Source organism: Citrobacter sp. Cpo142 (assembly GCF_030332425.1).
GTDB lineage: Bacteria > Pseudomonadota > Gammaproteobacteria > Enterobacterales > Enterobacteriaceae > Citrobacter > Citrobacter portucalensis.
Map to the genome: position 1 here is coordinate 413,974 of NZ_JAOWHW010000113.1, position 16,568 is coordinate 430,541.

The window sequence follows — 16,568 nt, forward strand, 5'->3', positions numbered from 1 at the left end:
TTTTCCAGTATCCCGCTATCGTCAACGCCTGATAAGCGGTTGAACTTTATTATCAATAGCTTCCCTCGCTCGGAAGATACGTGAACGCACCGTACCTACCGGACAATCCATGATAGCGGCTATCTCTTCATAGCTCAGGCCATCCAGCTCCCGCAAGGTTATTGCCATGCGTAAATCTTCCGGGAGGGACTCAATAGTTCGGAAAACTATCTGTCTCAGCTCTTCTGACAACATTAAGTTCTCAGGGTTCGAAATTTCTTTCAGTGCTCCGCCACTTTCGTAATTTTCTGCTTCAATCGCATCAATATCACTGGAAGGTGGACGACGCCCCTGAGCGACCAGGTAATTCTTCGCTGTATTGACTGCAATACGATACAGCCAGGTATAAAAAGCACTATCTCCCCGGAACGAATCCAGCGCACGATAGGCTTTGATAAATGCTTCTTGTACTACATCGGGTACATCACCCGACGGTACATAGCGAGAAACCAGACTCGCCACCTTATGCTGATAGCGCACTACCAGTAGGTTAAAGGCTTTCTGATCTCCCTTCTGGACCCGTTCTACCAGGACCTGGTCCGTTAACTGCTCGCTCATCCGAGGTAAAGTCTCCCCAAACCAAATTTCCACGCGCTTTCGAAACGCCACTCCATCAGCTTCACTATGAGCAAGCAAATGCTTAGAGTGCTCAAGTTTCGTAAAGTTCCGTTACGCATTGTTTTTTGTTTGTCATGTTGTAGACAGGTCTTATCTCTCATTATAAGTCTACATAACCCGATCAACGCACTATCTGTACAGAAATGCCCATTTCACCGCTTGCAGAGTAACCCAACGGGCACTTTATTTCATCACATAATCTGATGCTAACGGCCTGCTTCACAAAATATTTTTGCCTATTTCGTCCTCGTCATGCTTTTCTTTCATGTTTAGTCATTGCAACACATTTAAAAATAAAACGTGCAGTATCGCGCAATGTGGTGCTATGGTGACCAAACACTGTTTAGTAAATTAAACAAACATCATGAATACGACTCCTGAATTATCCTGTGACGTGCTGATCATTGGCAGCGGGGCTGCCGGACTCTCACTGGCGCTGCGCCTGGCTGAAAAACATCAGGTTATTGTCCTGAGCAAAGGGCCAGTCAGCGAAGGCTCGACATTTTATGCCCAGGGGGGTATTGCCGCGGTTTTCGATGAAACCGACAGTATCGACTCCCACGTTGAAGATACGCTGATTGCCGGGGCCGGGCTGTGCGATCGCCATGCGGTTGAATTTGTCGCCAGCAATGCCCGCACCTGCGTTCAATGGCTTATCGATCAGGGCGTCTTATTCGATACACAGGTTCAGCCTAACGGCGAAGAGAGCTATCACCTGACCCGTGAAGGCGGTCACAGCCATCGACGCATCCTGCACGCTGCGGATGCTACCGGCAAAGAAGTCGAAACCACCCTCGTCAGCCAGGCACAAAATCATCCCAATATCCGGGTTCTTGAGCGTAGCAACGCCGTCGACCTGATTGTCTCCGATAAAATCGGTCTGCCGGGAACGCGTCGGGTTGTCGGCGCATGGATCTGGAATCGTAATAAAGAAGCCGTCGAAACCTGCCATGCGAAGTCGGTAGTGTTGGCCACCGGCGGCGCATCAAAGGTGTATCAATACACTACCAATCCGGATATTTCCTCGGGTGACGGGATTGCAATGGCCTGGCGCGCAGGATGCCGCGTCGCCAACCTGGAGTTTAACCAGTTTCACCCGACTGCGCTGTATCATCCGCAGGCACGCAATTTTCTGCTGACCGAAGCGCTGCGCGGCGAAGGCGCGCACCTGAAGCGCCCGGACGGTTCACGCTTTATGCCCGATTTTGACGAACGTGGCGAACTGGCTCCCCGCGATATTGTCGCCCGCGCCATTGATCATGAAATGAAGCGCCTTGGTGCAGATTGCATGTTCCTCGATATCAGCCATAAGCCGGAAGAATTTGTTCGTCAGCATTTCCCGATGATTTATGAAAAGTTGCTGGGACTGGGCATTGATTTAACCAAAGAGCCGGTTCCCATCGTGCCTGCCGCGCACTATACCTGCGGCGGTGTGATGGTGGATGACTTTGGCCGTACCGATGTCGACGGGCTGTATGCGATCGGCGAAGTGAGTTACACCGGCCTGCATGGCGCCAACCGGATGGCATCGAACTCATTGCTGGAGTGTCTGGTTTATGGCTGGTCCGCGGCTGAAGATATCGACAGGCGCATGCCTTATGCTCGCGGCGTTAGCACGCTCCCGGGCTGGGATGAAAGCCGGGTAGAAAATCCGGATGAGTTGGTTGTTATCCAGCATAACTGGCATGAGCTGCGGCTGTTTATGTGGGATTACGTCGGTATTGTGCGTACGACCAAGCGCCTGGAGCGCGCTCTGCGCCGTATCACCATGCTGCAACAGGAAATCGACGAGTATTACGCCCATTTCCGCGTGTCGAACAATTTGCTGGAACTGCGTAACCTGGTGCAAGTTGCGGAGCTGATTGTCCGCTGCGCAATGATGCGCAAAGAGAGTCGGGGCCTGCACTACACACTGGATTACCCAGAACAGCTTCCTGAGTCGGGCCCGTCTATTCTCTCGCCGCTAAGTCATCACATAAACAGGTAAAACGCCTGGGTCAGCGCCGTATAACCTTCAGAGTAACGTTGGTCTGGCCCACGAATCACCAGCCTGTCGCTAAAGCACTCCCCGGCCTGCGGGGAGAATGCCAGCAACACCCGATGCGGTAGCCGGGCTTCCGTTTCTGCTACATCCGTACGTAATCGCAGATGCCAGCCCATACTTAATGCCTGCTGGGTAAACGCGTTCCCAATCTGTTCCGGCAGCACGACACAAAAAAATCCTTCTTCCGTAATGCTGTCCGCCGCCAGCGTAAGCAACGCCTGGTGATCGAGCGAGGTGGTATAACGCGCTTGCTCACGCTGCGGTGTAGCGCATTCCACGCCCTGTTCATAATAGGGAGGATTGCTGATTATCAAATCAAAACGCACGGTCTGACGCGGTACCCACTGTTGCGCATCTTCTATATGAACACTCACGCGATGCATCCACGGAGATTGCGCGATGTTCTCCTGCGCCTGCTGCGCGGCGTCGACATCAAGCTCCACGGCGTCAATGATGACGTTTTCATCAGTGCGCTGGGCCAGCATCAGCGCCAACAGGCCGCTCCCGGTACCAATATCCAGGATCCTTTTTACGCCCGCAACGGGGGCCCAGGCTCCCAATAAAATGCCGTCTGTTCCGACTTTCATTGCACAGCGATCGTGTGCCACAAAAAACTGCTTAAAAGTAAATCCATTACGTCTCAGTACGGATGTAGACTGGGGCATGAAGAACAACCTTCCTGGAAAAAAAACGATAACATAGGATAAAAACAATACCTGAGAAGGTATATCCATACAAACAGATGAAGATTGCAGCCGTAACGTCTATAATCAGCGCCCCACTCAGAGGTAGAACATGACTGTAACGACTTTTTCCGAACTTGAACTCGATGAAAGCCTTCTGGATGCCCTCCAGGAAAAAGGTTTCACTCGCCCGACCGCCATTCAGGCTGCCGCCATTCCGCCTGCGCTCGATGGCCGTGATGTACTCGGTTCTGCGCCGACAGGCACCGGTAAAACGGCGGCATATTTGCTGCCAGCGTTGCAGCACCTGCTCGACTTCCCGCGCAAGAAATCTGGTCCGCCGCGCATTTTAATCCTGACACCAACGCGCGAACTGGCGATGCAGGTTGCCGAACACGCCCGTGAGCTGGCGAAGAATACGCATCTGGATATCGCTACGATTACCGGCGGCGTGGCTTACATGAACCACATGGAAGTCTTTAGCGAAAACCAGGACATCGTGGTCGCCACCACGGGTCGTCTGCTGCAATACATTAAAGAAGAAAACTTCGACTGCCATGCGGTTGAAACGCTAATTCTCGATGAAGCAGACCGTATGCTGGACATGGGCTTTGCCCAAGACATCGAGCATATCGCCGGTGAAACACGCTGGCGTAAGCAAACCATGCTGTTTTCCGCCACGCTGGAAGGCGATGCGATTAAGGATTTTGTCGAGCGTCTGTTGGAAGACCCGGTCGAAGTCTCAGCGGATCCGTCCACCCGTGAACGCAAGAAGATCCATCAGTTTTACTACCGTGCCGATGACATCGAGCACAAAACTGCCATGCTGATCCACCTGTTAAAACAGCCAGAGGCGACCCGCTCAATTGTTTTCGTACGCAAACGCGAGCGTGTGCACGAACTGGCAGGCTGGCTGCGCCAGGCTGGCATTAATAACTGCTATCTCGAAGGCGAGATGGTGCAGAACAAACGTAACGAAGCGATCAAACGCCTGACCGATGGCCGCGTGAACGTGCTGGTAGCAACCGACGTCGCCGCTCGCGGGATTGATATTCCGGACGTCAGCCACGTGTTTAACTTCGACATGCCGCGCAGTGGCGATGCCTATCTGCACCGTATTGGCCGTACCGGTCGTGCTGGCCGTAAAGGCACTGCGATCTCTTTGGTTGAAGCGCACGACCACCTGCTGCTCGGCAAAGCGAGCCGCTATATTGACGAACCGCTGAAAGCTCGCGTCATTGACGAACTGCGTCCAACCACGCGCGCGCCAAGTGAGAAATCTAACGGTAAGCCATCCAAGAAAGTGCTGGCGAAGCGCGCTGAGAAAAAGGCGAAAGAGAAAGAGAAGCCGCGGGTGAAAAAACGTCACCGTGACGCCAAAAATATCGGCAAACGTCGTAAGCCGAGCGGAGCTGCTACCCAGCAGTCCGACAAAGAGTAAACCGAATGCCGGGCCATTTAGCCCGGCATTTTTTCACGTGATGCAAAACTCTCTTCAATACACTCAAGAAACACCCGCATCGCCGGGCTAACGACTTTTCCGGCATGATAACCACACAATGCCGTAATTAACTCAGGTTGTTCACTGAACGGTAATTCAATCAACTCCCCTGAACGTAACTCCTTCTCGACGGCAAAATGCGGCAAAAAGCTGATCCCAAGATTTGCCGATACGCACTGCTTAATGCTTTCAATGCTCCATAACTCAATGGTATTTTCCAGCGTAATCTGTCGTTTACGCAGTAGCCCCTCGAAGCGTTGTCTGAAAATACATTGCGGCTCATTAATGATAAAACTGCAGGGAATGTGCTGGTTATGCTGAGTAAAATCAACGTGCTGAAGCAGTGGCGAAGCAACTAATGCCAGTGACTGATCGCCAAGCGGTATCAACTCCAGGGCATCGTCATTACCCACCCGATAAAACACCCCCAGATCAACATCATCACTGAGCAACGCATCGCGAATGACATAACAATTGAGCGACTGTAAAGACAACCGCACATGAGGCGCACGTTGTTTAAATCGCTGTAAAACCTGCGGCATTTTATACGCCAGCAGCGTTTCGCCTGTTGCGACACGTAGATCGCCGCTCGGCTGCGCATCCTGATGTGCCGACTGTCGAATCGATGCCATCACGCGCGTCAGGTCATGGATATGCGGCATCAGCCGTTTTCCCTCACTGGTGAGACACATCCGGCGACCAATTTTTTCAAACAACTGCACCGAAAGCTCTTGCTCAAGCTGTTGAATATGAAAGGTAACCGTTGACTGCGTACAGCACAGTTTTTGTGATGCCCGCAGAAATGAGCCCTCTTCCACCACCGTTTTTAGCGTAATAAACCGACGTAAATCCATCCGCACCAACCCATCGAAAATATCGAATTCAGAATGCAAAAACATTCATTTTTTTTAATGTTTTGCCTCGGGTACTGTCTATCAAAACAGAGGAGATAACAAGTGCCCCCCATGCTTTTAAGTGCATTCTGGACCTATACATTGATTACCGCGCTAACCCCCGGACCAAACAACATCCTTGCGCTCAGTGCCGCGACGTCACACGGTTTTCGTCAGAGTACACGCGTACTGGCCGGAATGAGTCTGGGCTTTTTAATCGTCATGATGATATGCGCCGGGATTTCATTTTCACTTGCGGTCATGGATCCAGCTATCATCCATTGGCTTAGTTGGGCTGGGGCCGCTTATATCCTGTGGCTGGCGCTGAAGATCGCCACCAGCCCGACCTCAAACGATCGATTGCAGTCAGAGCCGATTAGCTTCTGGGCAAGTTTTGGCTTGCAGTTTGTTAACGTGAAAATCATTTTGTACGGCATTACCGCGTTATCCACGTTTGTATTACCGTACACTCAGGACGCCCACTGGCTGATTGGGGTGAGTATTCTGTTAGCGCTGATAGGCACCTTCGGGAATGCCTGCTGGGCGCTGGCGGGCCATCTTTTTCAGCGCGTTTTTCGCCGTTACGGTCGACAGTTGAATATCATTCTGGCGCTGTTGTTGGTGTATTGCGCGGTGAGGATCTTTTACTAACGGATACAAAAAAGCGGAAGACGCACTGGCATCTTCCGCTTTTTGATTCTCTGCTAAACGGGGTTATTCCCCGTGAGCCTTACAGGCTCTCAGTAAAGGTACGAGCAATAACGTCGCGCTGCTGTTCTGGGGTCAGAGAGTTGAAACGCACTGCATAACCAGAAACACGGATGGTCAGCTGCGGATATTTTTCCGGATGCTTAACTGCATCTTCCAGCGTTTCGCGACGCAGAACGTTCACGTTCAGGTGCTGACCACCTTCCACGCGGACTTCCGGCTGTACGTCTACCGGTACTTCACGGTATTCGATTTCGCCCAGTTTGCTGACTGCAACGACTTCATCAGCATTGAAACCTGCTTTCGCAACGATGCAGCGTGCTTCGCCTTTTTCGCTGTCCAGCAGCCAGAAAGAGTTCAGCAGGTCGTCGTTTGCAGCTTTAGTAATCTGGATACCTGTAATCATTTGATGCCTCCCCGGCAAAATTATTTGATCTCGGTTGGCCGTCATCCGGCCAATTGGTAAAACCATTGTTGCTTGAGTGTATATATACCCCTCACACACCCTTGAATCTTTGATTTAAATCAATAAAAACCACACATGAAAAGTGGTGATAGGTGGATTTTATTGTTTTACATCAACTTACGCCATATGCGCAGCTAAACTTTTTACATAAATTTTCAACTATCTTTAAGGGGTAGACCATTGAGAAACGTACAGAATTTTGCGACGCCGAAAGAAGCAGTTAAGCTAGGGGGATTGAAAATTCGCAGGAGAGCGAGATGGCCACCGAATTAACCTGGCACGATGTGCTGGCTGAAGAGAAACAGCAGCCTTATTTTGTTAACACACTGCATACTGTTGCCGGCGAGCGTCAGTCAGGAATGACAATTTATCCGCCGCAAAAAGATGTGTTTAACGCTTTTCGCTTTACCGAGCTTGGTGACGTGAAAGTTGTCATCCTGGGTCAGGATCCTTACCACGGTCCAGGCCAGGCACACGGTCTCGCGTTCTCTGTCCGCCCCGGCATTGCCACTCCACCCTCATTGCTGAACATGTACAAAGAGCTGGAGGCAACGATTCCAGGCTTCACGCGCCCAACACACGGATATCTGGAAAGCTGGGCACGTCAGGGGGTACTGTTACTCAACACCGTACTCACCGTCCGCGCCGGTCAGGCACATTCTCACGCCAGCCTTGGGTGGGAAACATTTACCGATAAAGTCATCAGTCTGATTAACCAACATCGGGAAGGCGTGGTTTTCCTGCTCTGGGGTTCTCACGCACAGAAGAAAGGCGCGATTATTGATACGCAGCGTCACCATGTGTTGAAAGCGCCCCACCCATCACCGCTCTCTGCGCATCGCGGTTTCTTTGGCTGCAATCACTTTGTACTGGCGAATGAATGGCTGGAACAACGAGGTGAAAAGCCAATTGACTGGATGCCGATATTACCCGTAGAAAGCGAGTAAAAAAATGCCAGCGATTCGCTGGCATTTTTATTATCAGGCTTTGTTCTGACGCCACCACTCCGCGAGCAGCACGCCTGTTGCCACAGAAACGTTGAGCGTTTCTACCTTGCCAGTGCCGTCAATCGCTATGCACAAATCGTCGGCTGAGCATGCTGCTTCTGGCAGAGCTTCACGCTCACGCCCTAATACCAGCACCATTTTTTCCGGCAGGGTGGTAGTAAACAGCGGTTTGCCTTTCCCGCTTGAGGTCATCACAACCGTGTAACCCGCCTGGCGGAAGTCGTCCAGCACATCAACAATGCTGTCGCCGGTAATCGGCTGAACGTGCTCAGCTCCACCTTCAGCTGTACGGATGGCCGCACCTGATTCCAGCAGCGCCGCATCCTGAACCACTACGCCTTTCACACCGAAGTGCGCGCAGCTACGCATCATGCCGCCCAGGTTATGGGGGTTAGCGATATCTTCCAGTGCCAGCACGCAATCCTGCGCCCCTGCCTGACCAACCCATTGCTTAACGGTAGTACCGTTACGTTTTTTGATCAGGAAACAGACGCCGCCATGGTGTTCGGTGCCAGAGGCTTTCGCCAGCTCGGCTTCGTCAACCACGTGATAGGCTTTGCGGTTTGCCGCCATCCAGCGTAATGCTTCTTTAAAGCGCGGGGTTACGCTCTGAACAAACCAGGCGCGAACGATGGCGTCCGGGCGACTCTGGAACAGAGCCTGGCAGGCATTCTCACCGTAAACGCGGGTTTCTTCCGCGCGCTGACGGCGTAATACTTCAGGATCGATAAAGCTCTTACCGCTAATACCGCCGTGATCGGCTTTATCCGCTGCGTCATCATTCGGTGCGCGGGACACGGTACGCCACGGTGAATCTTCACGTCTGCGGTCACGTTCTACATCGCGGTCACGACCACGTTCACGACCGCGTTCGCTGTTCGGACCCTTTCGGTCATCACGGGCAGGGCGACGACCGCCTTCGGCTCGGGAAGTACCGGGGCGACCACCGCCTTTGCCAGTACGTGGATTTTGGGTGCGTTTATCCGAGTCATCGTCACTGCGGACGTACATCACTTTGACCTTGCCGTTTTTGTTCTTCAGTTCGTCGCTCATGTTTTTCTCCACCTGCTCTGCGCGAAGCGCGCAGATTACCCGATGTGCACGTCGTTAGCCATTATTTCATTTAAAAGCTAAGGACTATTGTACTCATTGAATAAAACGCATTGTTGTTTAGAACAGACTCCCCGATAATATGTAACATAATAGAAACATACTGGCGTTCCTGCCGTGAAGTCCACTCCACTCATCCAGAGGTTAGTTATGAATACCGTTTGTACCAGCTGCCAGGCTATCAACCGCATCCCTGACAATCGTGTCCAGGAAGCGGCTAAATGCGGACGCTGTGGTCACGACCTGTTTGATGGGGAGGTGATCAATGCGACCGGTGAGACACTGGATAAACTGTTAAAAGACGATCTCCCGGTGGTCGTTGACTTTTGGGCCCCCTGGTGTGGTCCATGTCGTAACTTCGCCCCGATTTTTGAAGATGTCGCGGAAGAGCGTAGCGGTAAAGTGCGTTTTGTTAAAGTGAATACGGAAGCCGAGCGAGAACTCAGCGCCCGTTTCGGTATCCGCAGCATTCCGACCATTATGATTTTCAAAAAAGGGGAAATCGTCGACATGCTTAACGGCGCTGTACCAAAAGCCCCGTTTGATAGCTGGCTTAACGAATCATTATAATCTCTACGGGGCGCATCTTGTGCCCCGTTTTCACCTCTGCGACAATAGCGTTTTTCAACGTGTTTACCCATGACCGATAACGCAGTTCTTCAGTTACGCGCTGAGCGCCTCGCGCGCGCCACGCGTCCTTTCCTTGCCCGAGGTAATCGCGTTCGCCGATGTCAGCGCTGCCTGCTGCCGCAGAAACTCTGCTTGTGCGCAACGCTGGCACCCTCTGAGGCAAAAAGTCGCTTTTGTCTGGTGATGTTTGATACCGAGCCGATGAAGCCCAGCAACACGGGGCGTTTGATTGCTGATATTCTGCCCGATACCACGGCTTTTCAGTGGTCACGCACCGAGCCGCCGCAGGCGCTGCTGGAACTGGTGAAAAATCCGGATTACCAGCCGATGGTTGTATTCCCGGCCTCCTATGCGGGTGAAGAGCGTGAAGTGATTTTCACGCCACCAGCCGGTAAGCCCCCATTGTTTATCATGCTCGACGGCACCTGGCCTGAGGCGCGTAAAATGTTCCGCAAAAGCCCGTACCTCGATAACCTGCCGGTGATCTCCGTTGATTTATCACGCCTTTCTGCTTACCACCTGCGTGGCGTTCACGCTGAAGGGCAATATTGCACTGCCGAAGTGGCCATCGCCTTGTTGGATCTGGCGGGAGATACGCAAGCCGCTGAAGGGTTAAGCGATCATTTCACTCGCTTTAAAACCCGCTACCTGGCAGGAAAAACTCAACATCAGGGAAGCGTCACAGCAGATTCATCAGAAAACGTTTAAAATCATTCGGTCACTGGTGTCATTAAGGAAGCCGATATGAGTCAGCGTGGCCTGGAAGCACTACTGCGACCGAAATCCATTGCGGTGATTGGGGCGTCAATGAAGCCTAATCGCGCGGGTTACCTGATGATGCGTAACCTGCTTGCCGGCGGTTTCAATGGACCTGTTTTACCGGTGACGCCCGCATGGAAAGCGGTGTTGGGCGTACTGGCGTGGCCCAATATCAACAGCCTGCCTTTTAGCCCGGATCTCGCTGTGTTGTGCACCAATGCCAGCCGTAACCTGGCGTTACTCGAAGCGCTTGGCGAGAAAGGCTGTAAAACCTGCATTATTCTCTCAGCTCCCGCGGCGCAGCACGCAGAGCTACTGGCCTGCGCATCACGCTACAACATACGTTTGCTGGGCCCCAACAGCCTGGGACTTCTCGCGCCCTGGCAAGGACTTAACGCCAGCTTTTCCCCCGTTCCGATTAAGCGCGGCAAGCTGGCTTTTATCTCTCAATCCGCCGCCGTATCCAACACCATTCTCGACTGGGCACAGCAGAGAGAAATGGGCTTTTCTTACTTTATCGCGCTGGGTGATAGCCTGGATATCGACGTTGATGAGCTGCTGGATTACCTGGCGCGCGACAGCAAAACCAGCGCGATATTGCTGTATCTCGAGCATTTAAGTGATGCCCGACGCTTTGTTTCCGCCGCCCGCAGCGCCTCGCGCAATAAACCTATTCTGGTGATTAAGAGCGGTCGTAGTCCAGCGGCGCAGCGTTTACTGCATACCAGCGCCGGGATGGACCCCGCGTGGGACGCCGCTATTCAGCGCGCCGGTTTACTACGCGTACAAGACACCCACGAGCTGTTCTCGGCGGTCGAAACCCTGAGCCACATGCGCCCGCTGCGTGGCGACAGGCTGATGATCATCAGCAATGGGGCCGCGCCTGCCGCACTGGCATTAGATGAACTGTGGTCAAAAAATGGCAAGTTGGCGACGTTGAGTGAAGACACCTGCCAGAAATTACGCGATGCCTTGCCTGAACATGTTGATATCGCCAACCCGCTGGATCTGCGTGATGACGCCAGCAGCGAACACTACGTTAAGACGCTGGATATTTTGCTTGCCAGCCAGGATTTCGACGCGTTGATGGTGATTCATTCCCCCAGCGCAGCCGCTCCCGGAACCGAAAGCGCACAGGCATTGATTGAAGCGGTAAAGCATCACCCCCGAGGAAAATTCGTCTCGTTACTGACCAACTGGTGCGGAGAGTTTTCCTCTCAGGAAGCCCGCAGACTGTTTAGTGAAGCCGGACTGCCCACCTACCGCACGCCGGAAGGTACCATCACCGCATTTATGCATATGGTGGAGTATCGGCGAAACCAGAAGCAGCTACGAGAAACGCCTGCGCTGCCTGACAGCCTGACCTCCAACACCGCCGAAGCGCATAATCTGTTACAGCGGGCGATTGCTGAAGGAGCCACATCGCTTGATACCCACGAAGTGCAGCCGATTTTACAGGCTTATGGCTTACACACGCTGCCAACGTGGATCGCCAGCGACAGCGCGGAAGCGGTACACATCGCGGAGCAAATCGGCTACCCGGTGGCGCTCAAGCTGCGTTCTCCTGATATCCCGCATAAGTCGGAAGTTCAAGGGGTAATGCTCTACCTGCGTACAGCAACAGAAGTGCAGCAGGCTGCCAATGCAATTTTCGATCGGGTAAAAATGGCCTGGCCGCAGGCACGCATTCACGGTTTATTAGTACAAAGTATGGCGAATCGCGCTGGTGCTCAGGAACTTCGCGTCGTCGTTGAACACGACCCGGTATTTGGCCCGTTGATTATGCTGGGTGAAGGTGGTGTTGAGTGGCGACCGGAAGATCAAGCCGTGGTGGCATTGCCGCCATTGAACATGAATCTGGCGCGTTATCTGGTGATCCAGGGGATCAAAAATAAAAAGATCCGCGCGCGCAGTGCACTGCGCCCATTGGATATCGCCGGGTTGAGCCAGCTTCTGGTGCAGGTCTCCAACCTGATCGTCGACTGTCCGGAAATTCAGCGTCTGGATATTCATCCGCTGCTGGCCTCGGCCGGAGAATTTACCGCGCTGGACGTTACGCTGGATATTGCTCCTTTCACGGGCGATAACGAAAGCAGACTGGCTGTACGTCCCTACCCCCATCAGCTTGAAGAGTGGGTGGAGTTGAAGAACGGCGAGCGCTGTCTGTTCCGCCCCATTTTGCCGGAGGATGAACCTCATCTTCAGCAGTTCATTTCTCAGGTGACAAAAGAAGATCTTTATTATCGCTATTTCAGTGAGATCAACGAATTTACCCACGAAGATTTAGCCAATATGACGCAGATCGACTACGATCGGGAAATGGCCTTTGTTGCGGTGCGTTGTAAAGATAATCACGAAGAGATCCTCGGCGTAACGCGAGCGATCTCGGATCCTGATAACGTAGACGCTGAGTTTGCCGTACTGGTTCGTTCCGATCTCAAAGGGCTTGGACTGGGTCGCCGATTGATGGAAAAATTAATTGCCTATACTCGAGATCACGGACTTATACGTTTGAATGGTATTACGATGCCGAACAATCGTGGGATGGTCGCCCTGGCCCGAAAACTCGGGTTTGTTGTTGACGTCCAGCTCGAAGAGGGAATTGTTGGGCTAACGCTTAATCTGGCCCAATGTGAGGAATCGTGAGTAAGGTACTGGAAATGTTGACCACATTAATGGGTACTGGTGGTATCATTGCCCGCTTATGTCGTCTGCATAGCACAGAGGACCCTTCAATGAACAGAGAAGAAATGCACTGTGATGTTGTCAAAATTTAAGCGTAATAAACATCAACAACACCTTGCCCAACTACCCAAGATTTCTCAGTCAGTTGATGATGTAGATTTCTTTTATGCTCCCGCTAATTTCAGGGAGACTCTGCTGGAAAAAATAGCCAGCGCGACGCGACGGATCTGCATTATTGCGCTGTACCTGGAACAGGATGACGGTGGTAAAGGCATACTTGACGCTCTCTATGCGGCAAAACGGCAGCGTCCTGAACTGGATGTCCGGGTGCTTGTCGACTGGCACCGAGCCCAGCGCGGTCGTATTGGGGCTGCGGCATCCAATACCAATGCTGACTGGTATTGCCGAATGGCGCAAGAAAACCCTGGTATCGATATTCCTGTCTATGGCGTTCCGATTAACACCCGTGAAGCGCTTGGCGTCCTGCATTTCAAAGGCTTTATCATTGATGACAGCGTCCTGTACAGCGGGGCTAGTCTGAACGATGTTTACCTGCATCAGCATGATAAATATCGCTATGACCGTTATCAGTTGATTCGCAACGCGCAAATGGCCGATATCATGTTCGATTGGGTGACGCAAAACCTGATGAACGGTCGCGGCGTTAACCGTCTTGATGATATCAACCGCCCTAAAAGCCCAGAAATTAAAAACGACATCCGCCTGTACCGTCAGGAACTGCGTGATGCGTCATTCCATTTTCAGGGTGATGCTGATAACGAACAGCTTTCGGTTACGCCTCTGGTGGGTCTTGGGAAATCCAGTCTGTTAAATAAGACCATTTTCCATCTTATGCCCTGCGCGGAGCACAAGCTTACAATCTGTACCCCTTATTTCAACCTTCCCGCCATACTGGTGCGCAATATCATTCAACTGCTGCGTGAAGGGAAAAAGGTTGAAATCATTGTCGGTGATAAAACCGCCAACGACTTTTTCATCCCGGAAGATGAGCCATTCAAGATCATCGGTGCGCTGCCTTATCTGTATGAAATAAATCTGCGCCGTTTCCTGAGCAGATTGCAGTATTACGTGAATACCGACCAGTTGGTCGTGCGCTTATGGAAAGATGATGACAATACCTATCATCTGAAAGGTATGTGGGTTGATGATAAATGGATGCTGCTCACTGGCAACAACCTTAACCCTCGCGCCTGGCGTCTGGATCTGGAAAACGCCATCCTTATCCACGATCCTAAGCAAGAGCTCACCCCTCAGCGCGATAAAGAGCTGGAGCTTATCCGTATGCATACTACCGTCGTTAAGCACTATCGCGACCTGCAAAGCATTGCTGACTATCCAGTCAAAGTGCGTAAACTCATCCGTCGACTGCGCCGTATTCGTATCGACAGATTAATTAGCCGTATTCTGTAATCAAGACCCCGTCCAGTGACGGGGTTTTTCATATGGAGGCAACGGTGCGCCTGTTCATTCTTATCAGTATCCTTGCCATTTCGGGCTGCAGCCATATGGCTAACGACCAGTGGAGCGGGCAAGACAAAGCTCAACACTTCATCGCCTCCGCCATGCTTGCCGCAGCCGGCAATGAATATGCCCAACATCAGGGCAACAGCCGCGATCGCAGTGCGGCTATCGGCCTGATGTTCTCAGTCAGCCTGGGTGCGTCAAAAGAGCTATGGGACAGCCGTCCCGCTGGGAGCGGCTGGAGCTGGAAGGACTTCGCCTGGGATGTTGCAGGCGCATCTACCGGCTATGCGGTCTGGCAACTGGCACATTACTAGAGGCGCAGACCTTTCCCCTTCCCATGCAGCATTAGCGATACTAAAAACGCAACGACTGCCAGCGCAGTGACGTACCAGAAGAATGTCGTTTCCATACCGACAGACTTCAGGGACAACGCGACATATTCGGCTGAACCGCCAAACAACGCATTGGCCACCGCATAAGATAATCCAACCCCCAGAGCGCGCACCTGCGCCGGGAACATTTCGGCCTTCAGAATACCGCTAATTGACGTATAAAAACTGACGATTAACAGAGCACACATCACCAGAGCAAACGCCATATACGGGGATGTTACGCTTTGCAATGCTGTCAGAATGGGAACAGTGAAAATCGCGGCCAACGCGCCAAAACACAGCATTGAAGTACGTCGGCCAATTTTATCAGACAAGGCGCCGAACAGCGGTTGTACCAGCATGAACACACACAGTGCCGCCGTCATAATCCCGCTGGCTACGTTGGCATGCATACCGGCTGTGTTAACCAGGTACTTCTGCATATAGGTTGTGAACGTGTAAAAACACAACGAACCCGCGGCGGTAAAACCAAGCACCATGACAAAAGCTTTGCGATTACGCCACAGACCTTTCAGAGAGCCCGCTTCTTTCAGCGCACGAACGTCCTGTTTCGAGGTTTCATCCAGTTGGCGACGCAGCCATAGCGCAACAATAGCCAGCACGGCGCCCAACGCAAATGGAATACGCCAACCCCATTCTCTGAGCGCAGAGTCTTCTAACGTGTGCTGTAATATGACCACAACCAGCAATGCCAGCAACTGTCCGCCGATTAACGTTACGTACTGGAATGAAGCATAAAAACCTTTCTTACCTTCAACGGCAACTTCACTCATATAGGTCGCGCTGGTTCCGTATTCACCACCGACAGATAACCCCTGGAATAGTCTGGCCAGCAGTAATAGCGCAGGGGCCCAGGTACCGATAGTTTCATATCCCGGTAGACAAGCGATCACCAACGATCCCATACACATCATACAAACGGACAGCAACATGGACTTTTTACGCCCGTGCTTATCCGCGATACGGCCAAACAGCCAGCCTCCAATTGGTCGCATCAAGAAGCCAGCGGCAAACACGCCGGCGGTTTGTAAGAGTTGCGTGGTGGTATTTCCGGAGGGAAAAAAGATATGAGCAAAATAAAGAGAGCAGAAAGAGTAGATATAGAAATCAAACCATTCGACCAGATTCCCTGATGATGCTCCGACAATCGCCCATATACGACGGCGGGTATCGCCGTCTGACAGCGCCCCGTTCTCAGTTACACTACTATCAGCCATTAGAATTGTACCCCTGCCAACGATCGCGTGAATTTATCAATGATGGTTGTGTGTTTTTTAGTGAATAGAATGTTATATAATTGTTATATCTTATTGTGCGGTAAAGATCACGATTTTAATTAGCAAAGAAAGGATTCAGATATGTTCGAGGGAGAGATCCGTGTAGTAGATCGAGACAGTGTGCTTTTGTTGGTCGATTAAGGCTGTTACGTCGAATCCGGCAATGTACCGCCGCGTTGCCTGATGCGCTACGCTTATCAGGCCTACAAAATACGTTCAGCCCAGCCCCTGCAGGCCGGATAAGGCGGCACGCCGCATCCGGCGGTTTTCA

General features: G+C 52.1%; 16 protein-coding genes. 9 read left to right on the forward strand and 7 right to left on the reverse strand.

Annotated features, from left to right (window positions below; translation table 11 throughout):
* Nucleotides 1-21: 21 nt before the first annotated feature.
* Nucleotides 22-597 carry an RNA polymerase sigma factor RpoE gene (rpoE, locus tag OGY18_RS11735; protein ID WP_003037573.1) on the reverse strand — a complete coding sequence of 192 codons (576 nt, stop codon included), beginning with the start codon at nt 595-597 and terminating at the stop codon, nt 22-24.
* Nucleotides 594-758 carry a rpoE leader peptide RseD gene (gene rseD, locus OGY18_RS11740; protein ID WP_122973798.1) on the reverse strand — a complete coding sequence of 55 codons (165 nt, stop codon included), beginning with the start codon at nt 756-758 and terminating at the stop codon, nt 594-596. Before rseD ends, rpoE begins: the two co-directional genes overlap by 4 nt.
* A gap of 263 nt (nt 759-1,021) precedes the next feature.
* Between rseD and nadB the strand changes: the two genes are divergently transcribed.
* Nucleotides 1,022-2,644, forward strand: coding sequence for an L-aspartate oxidase (gene nadB, locus OGY18_RS11745; RefSeq protein WP_063941920.1), 1,623 nt, complete (start codon nt 1,022-1,024; stop codon nt 2,642-2,644).
* On the opposite strand, the gene trmN is transcribed toward nadB, so the two are convergent.
* Nucleotides 2,629-3,366: a tRNA(1)(Val) (adenine(37)-N(6))-methyltransferase TrmN gene (trmN, locus tag OGY18_RS11750; RefSeq protein ID WP_286547449.1), complete on the reverse strand. Its 738-nt coding sequence runs from the start codon at nt 3,364-3,366 to the stop codon at nt 2,629-2,631. The genes nadB and trmN overlap by 16 nt on opposite strands.
* A 130-nt stretch (nt 3,367-3,496) precedes the next feature.
* Here trmN and srmB point away from each other — a divergent pair, with 130 nt between their 5' ends.
* Complete coding sequence (srmB, locus tag OGY18_RS11755) at nt 3,497-4,825, forward strand: ATP-dependent RNA helicase SrmB (RefSeq protein WP_286553067.1); 1,329 nt, start codon at nt 3,497-3,499, stop codon at nt 4,823-4,825.
* 17 nt (nt 4,826-4,842) lie between these two features.
* Here srmB and OGY18_RS11760 read toward each other — a convergent pair whose 3' ends face one another.
* Nucleotides 4,843-5,739 (reverse strand): LysR family transcriptional regulator, encoded by an 897-nt coding sequence (locus tag OGY18_RS11760; protein ID WP_126319767.1) that lies wholly within the window; start codon nt 5,737-5,739, stop codon nt 4,843-4,845.
* 102 nt (nt 5,740-5,841) lie between these two features.
* Here OGY18_RS11760 and eamB point away from each other — a divergent pair, with 102 nt between their 5' ends.
* A complete protein-coding gene (eamB, locus tag OGY18_RS11765; protein WP_286553070.1) occupies nt 5,842-6,429 on the forward strand; it encodes a cysteine/O-acetylserine transporter in 588 nt (195 codons plus the stop codon).
* Nucleotides 6,430-6,508: 79 nt separating this feature from the next.
* On the opposite strand, the gene grcA is transcribed toward eamB, so the two are convergent.
* A complete protein-coding gene (grcA, locus tag OGY18_RS11770; RefSeq protein ID WP_003037563.1) occupies nt 6,509-6,892 on the reverse strand; it encodes an autonomous glycyl radical cofactor GrcA in 384 nt (127 codons plus the stop codon).
* A 317-nt stretch (nt 6,893-7,209) separates the two neighbouring features.
* Here grcA and ung point away from each other — a divergent pair, with 317 nt between their 5' ends.
* Complete coding sequence (ung, locus tag OGY18_RS11775) at nt 7,210-7,899, forward strand: uracil-DNA glycosylase (protein ID WP_003835344.1); 690 nt, start codon at nt 7,210-7,212, stop codon at nt 7,897-7,899.
* A 33-nt stretch (nt 7,900-7,932) separates the two neighbouring features.
* Here the strand turns inward: ung and OGY18_RS11780 are convergent, their stop codons facing one another.
* The gene (locus OGY18_RS11780) at nt 7,933-9,012 is read right to left on the reverse strand and encodes a tRNA/rRNA methyltransferase (RefSeq protein WP_003835345.1); all 1,080 of its coding nucleotides are present in this window, start codon (nt 9,010-9,012) and stop codon (nt 7,933-7,935) included.
* Nucleotides 9,013-9,219: 207 nt separating this feature from the next.
* On the opposite strand from OGY18_RS11780, the gene trxC reads away from it, so the two are divergent.
* The 5 genes from trxC to OGY18_RS11810 all read left to right on the forward strand — a co-directional run bounded on the left by trxC (nt 9,220) and on the right by OGY18_RS11810 (nt 14,942).
* Nucleotides 9,220-9,639: a thioredoxin TrxC gene (gene trxC / locus OGY18_RS11785; protein ID WP_003835346.1), complete on the forward strand. Its 420-nt coding sequence runs from the start codon at nt 9,220-9,222 to the stop codon at nt 9,637-9,639.
* 69 nt (nt 9,640-9,708) lie between these two features.
* The gene (tapT, locus tag OGY18_RS11790; protein WP_003835347.1) at nt 9,709-10,407 is read left to right on the forward strand and encodes a tRNA-uridine aminocarboxypropyltransferase; all 699 of its coding nucleotides are present in this window, start codon (nt 9,709-9,711) and stop codon (nt 10,405-10,407) included.
* A gap of 36 nt (nt 10,408-10,443) precedes the next feature.
* Nucleotides 10,444-13,104 (forward strand): bifunctional acetate--CoA ligase family protein/GNAT family N-acetyltransferase, encoded by a 2,661-nt coding sequence (locus OGY18_RS11795; protein WP_003835349.1) that lies wholly within the window; start codon nt 10,444-10,446, stop codon nt 13,102-13,104.
* A gap of 114 nt (nt 13,105-13,218) precedes the next feature.
* Entirely contained in the window at nt 13,219-14,574 is a 1,356-nt protein-coding gene (pssA, locus tag OGY18_RS11805) for a CDP-diacylglycerol--serine O-phosphatidyltransferase (RefSeq protein WP_286553088.1), read from the forward strand.
* 32 nt (nt 14,575-14,606) lie between these two features.
* Nucleotides 14,607-14,942, forward strand: coding sequence for a YfiM family lipoprotein (locus tag OGY18_RS11810; RefSeq protein ID WP_208021691.1), 336 nt, complete (start codon nt 14,607-14,609; stop codon nt 14,940-14,942).
* On the opposite strand, the gene OGY18_RS11815 is transcribed toward OGY18_RS11810, so the two are convergent.
* The gene (locus OGY18_RS11815; RefSeq protein ID WP_048225111.1) at nt 14,939-16,237 is read right to left on the reverse strand and encodes an MFS transporter; all 1,299 of its coding nucleotides are present in this window, start codon (nt 16,235-16,237) and stop codon (nt 14,939-14,941) included. The genes OGY18_RS11810 and OGY18_RS11815 overlap by 4 nt on opposite strands.
* Nucleotides 16,238-16,568 lie beyond the last annotated feature (331 nt).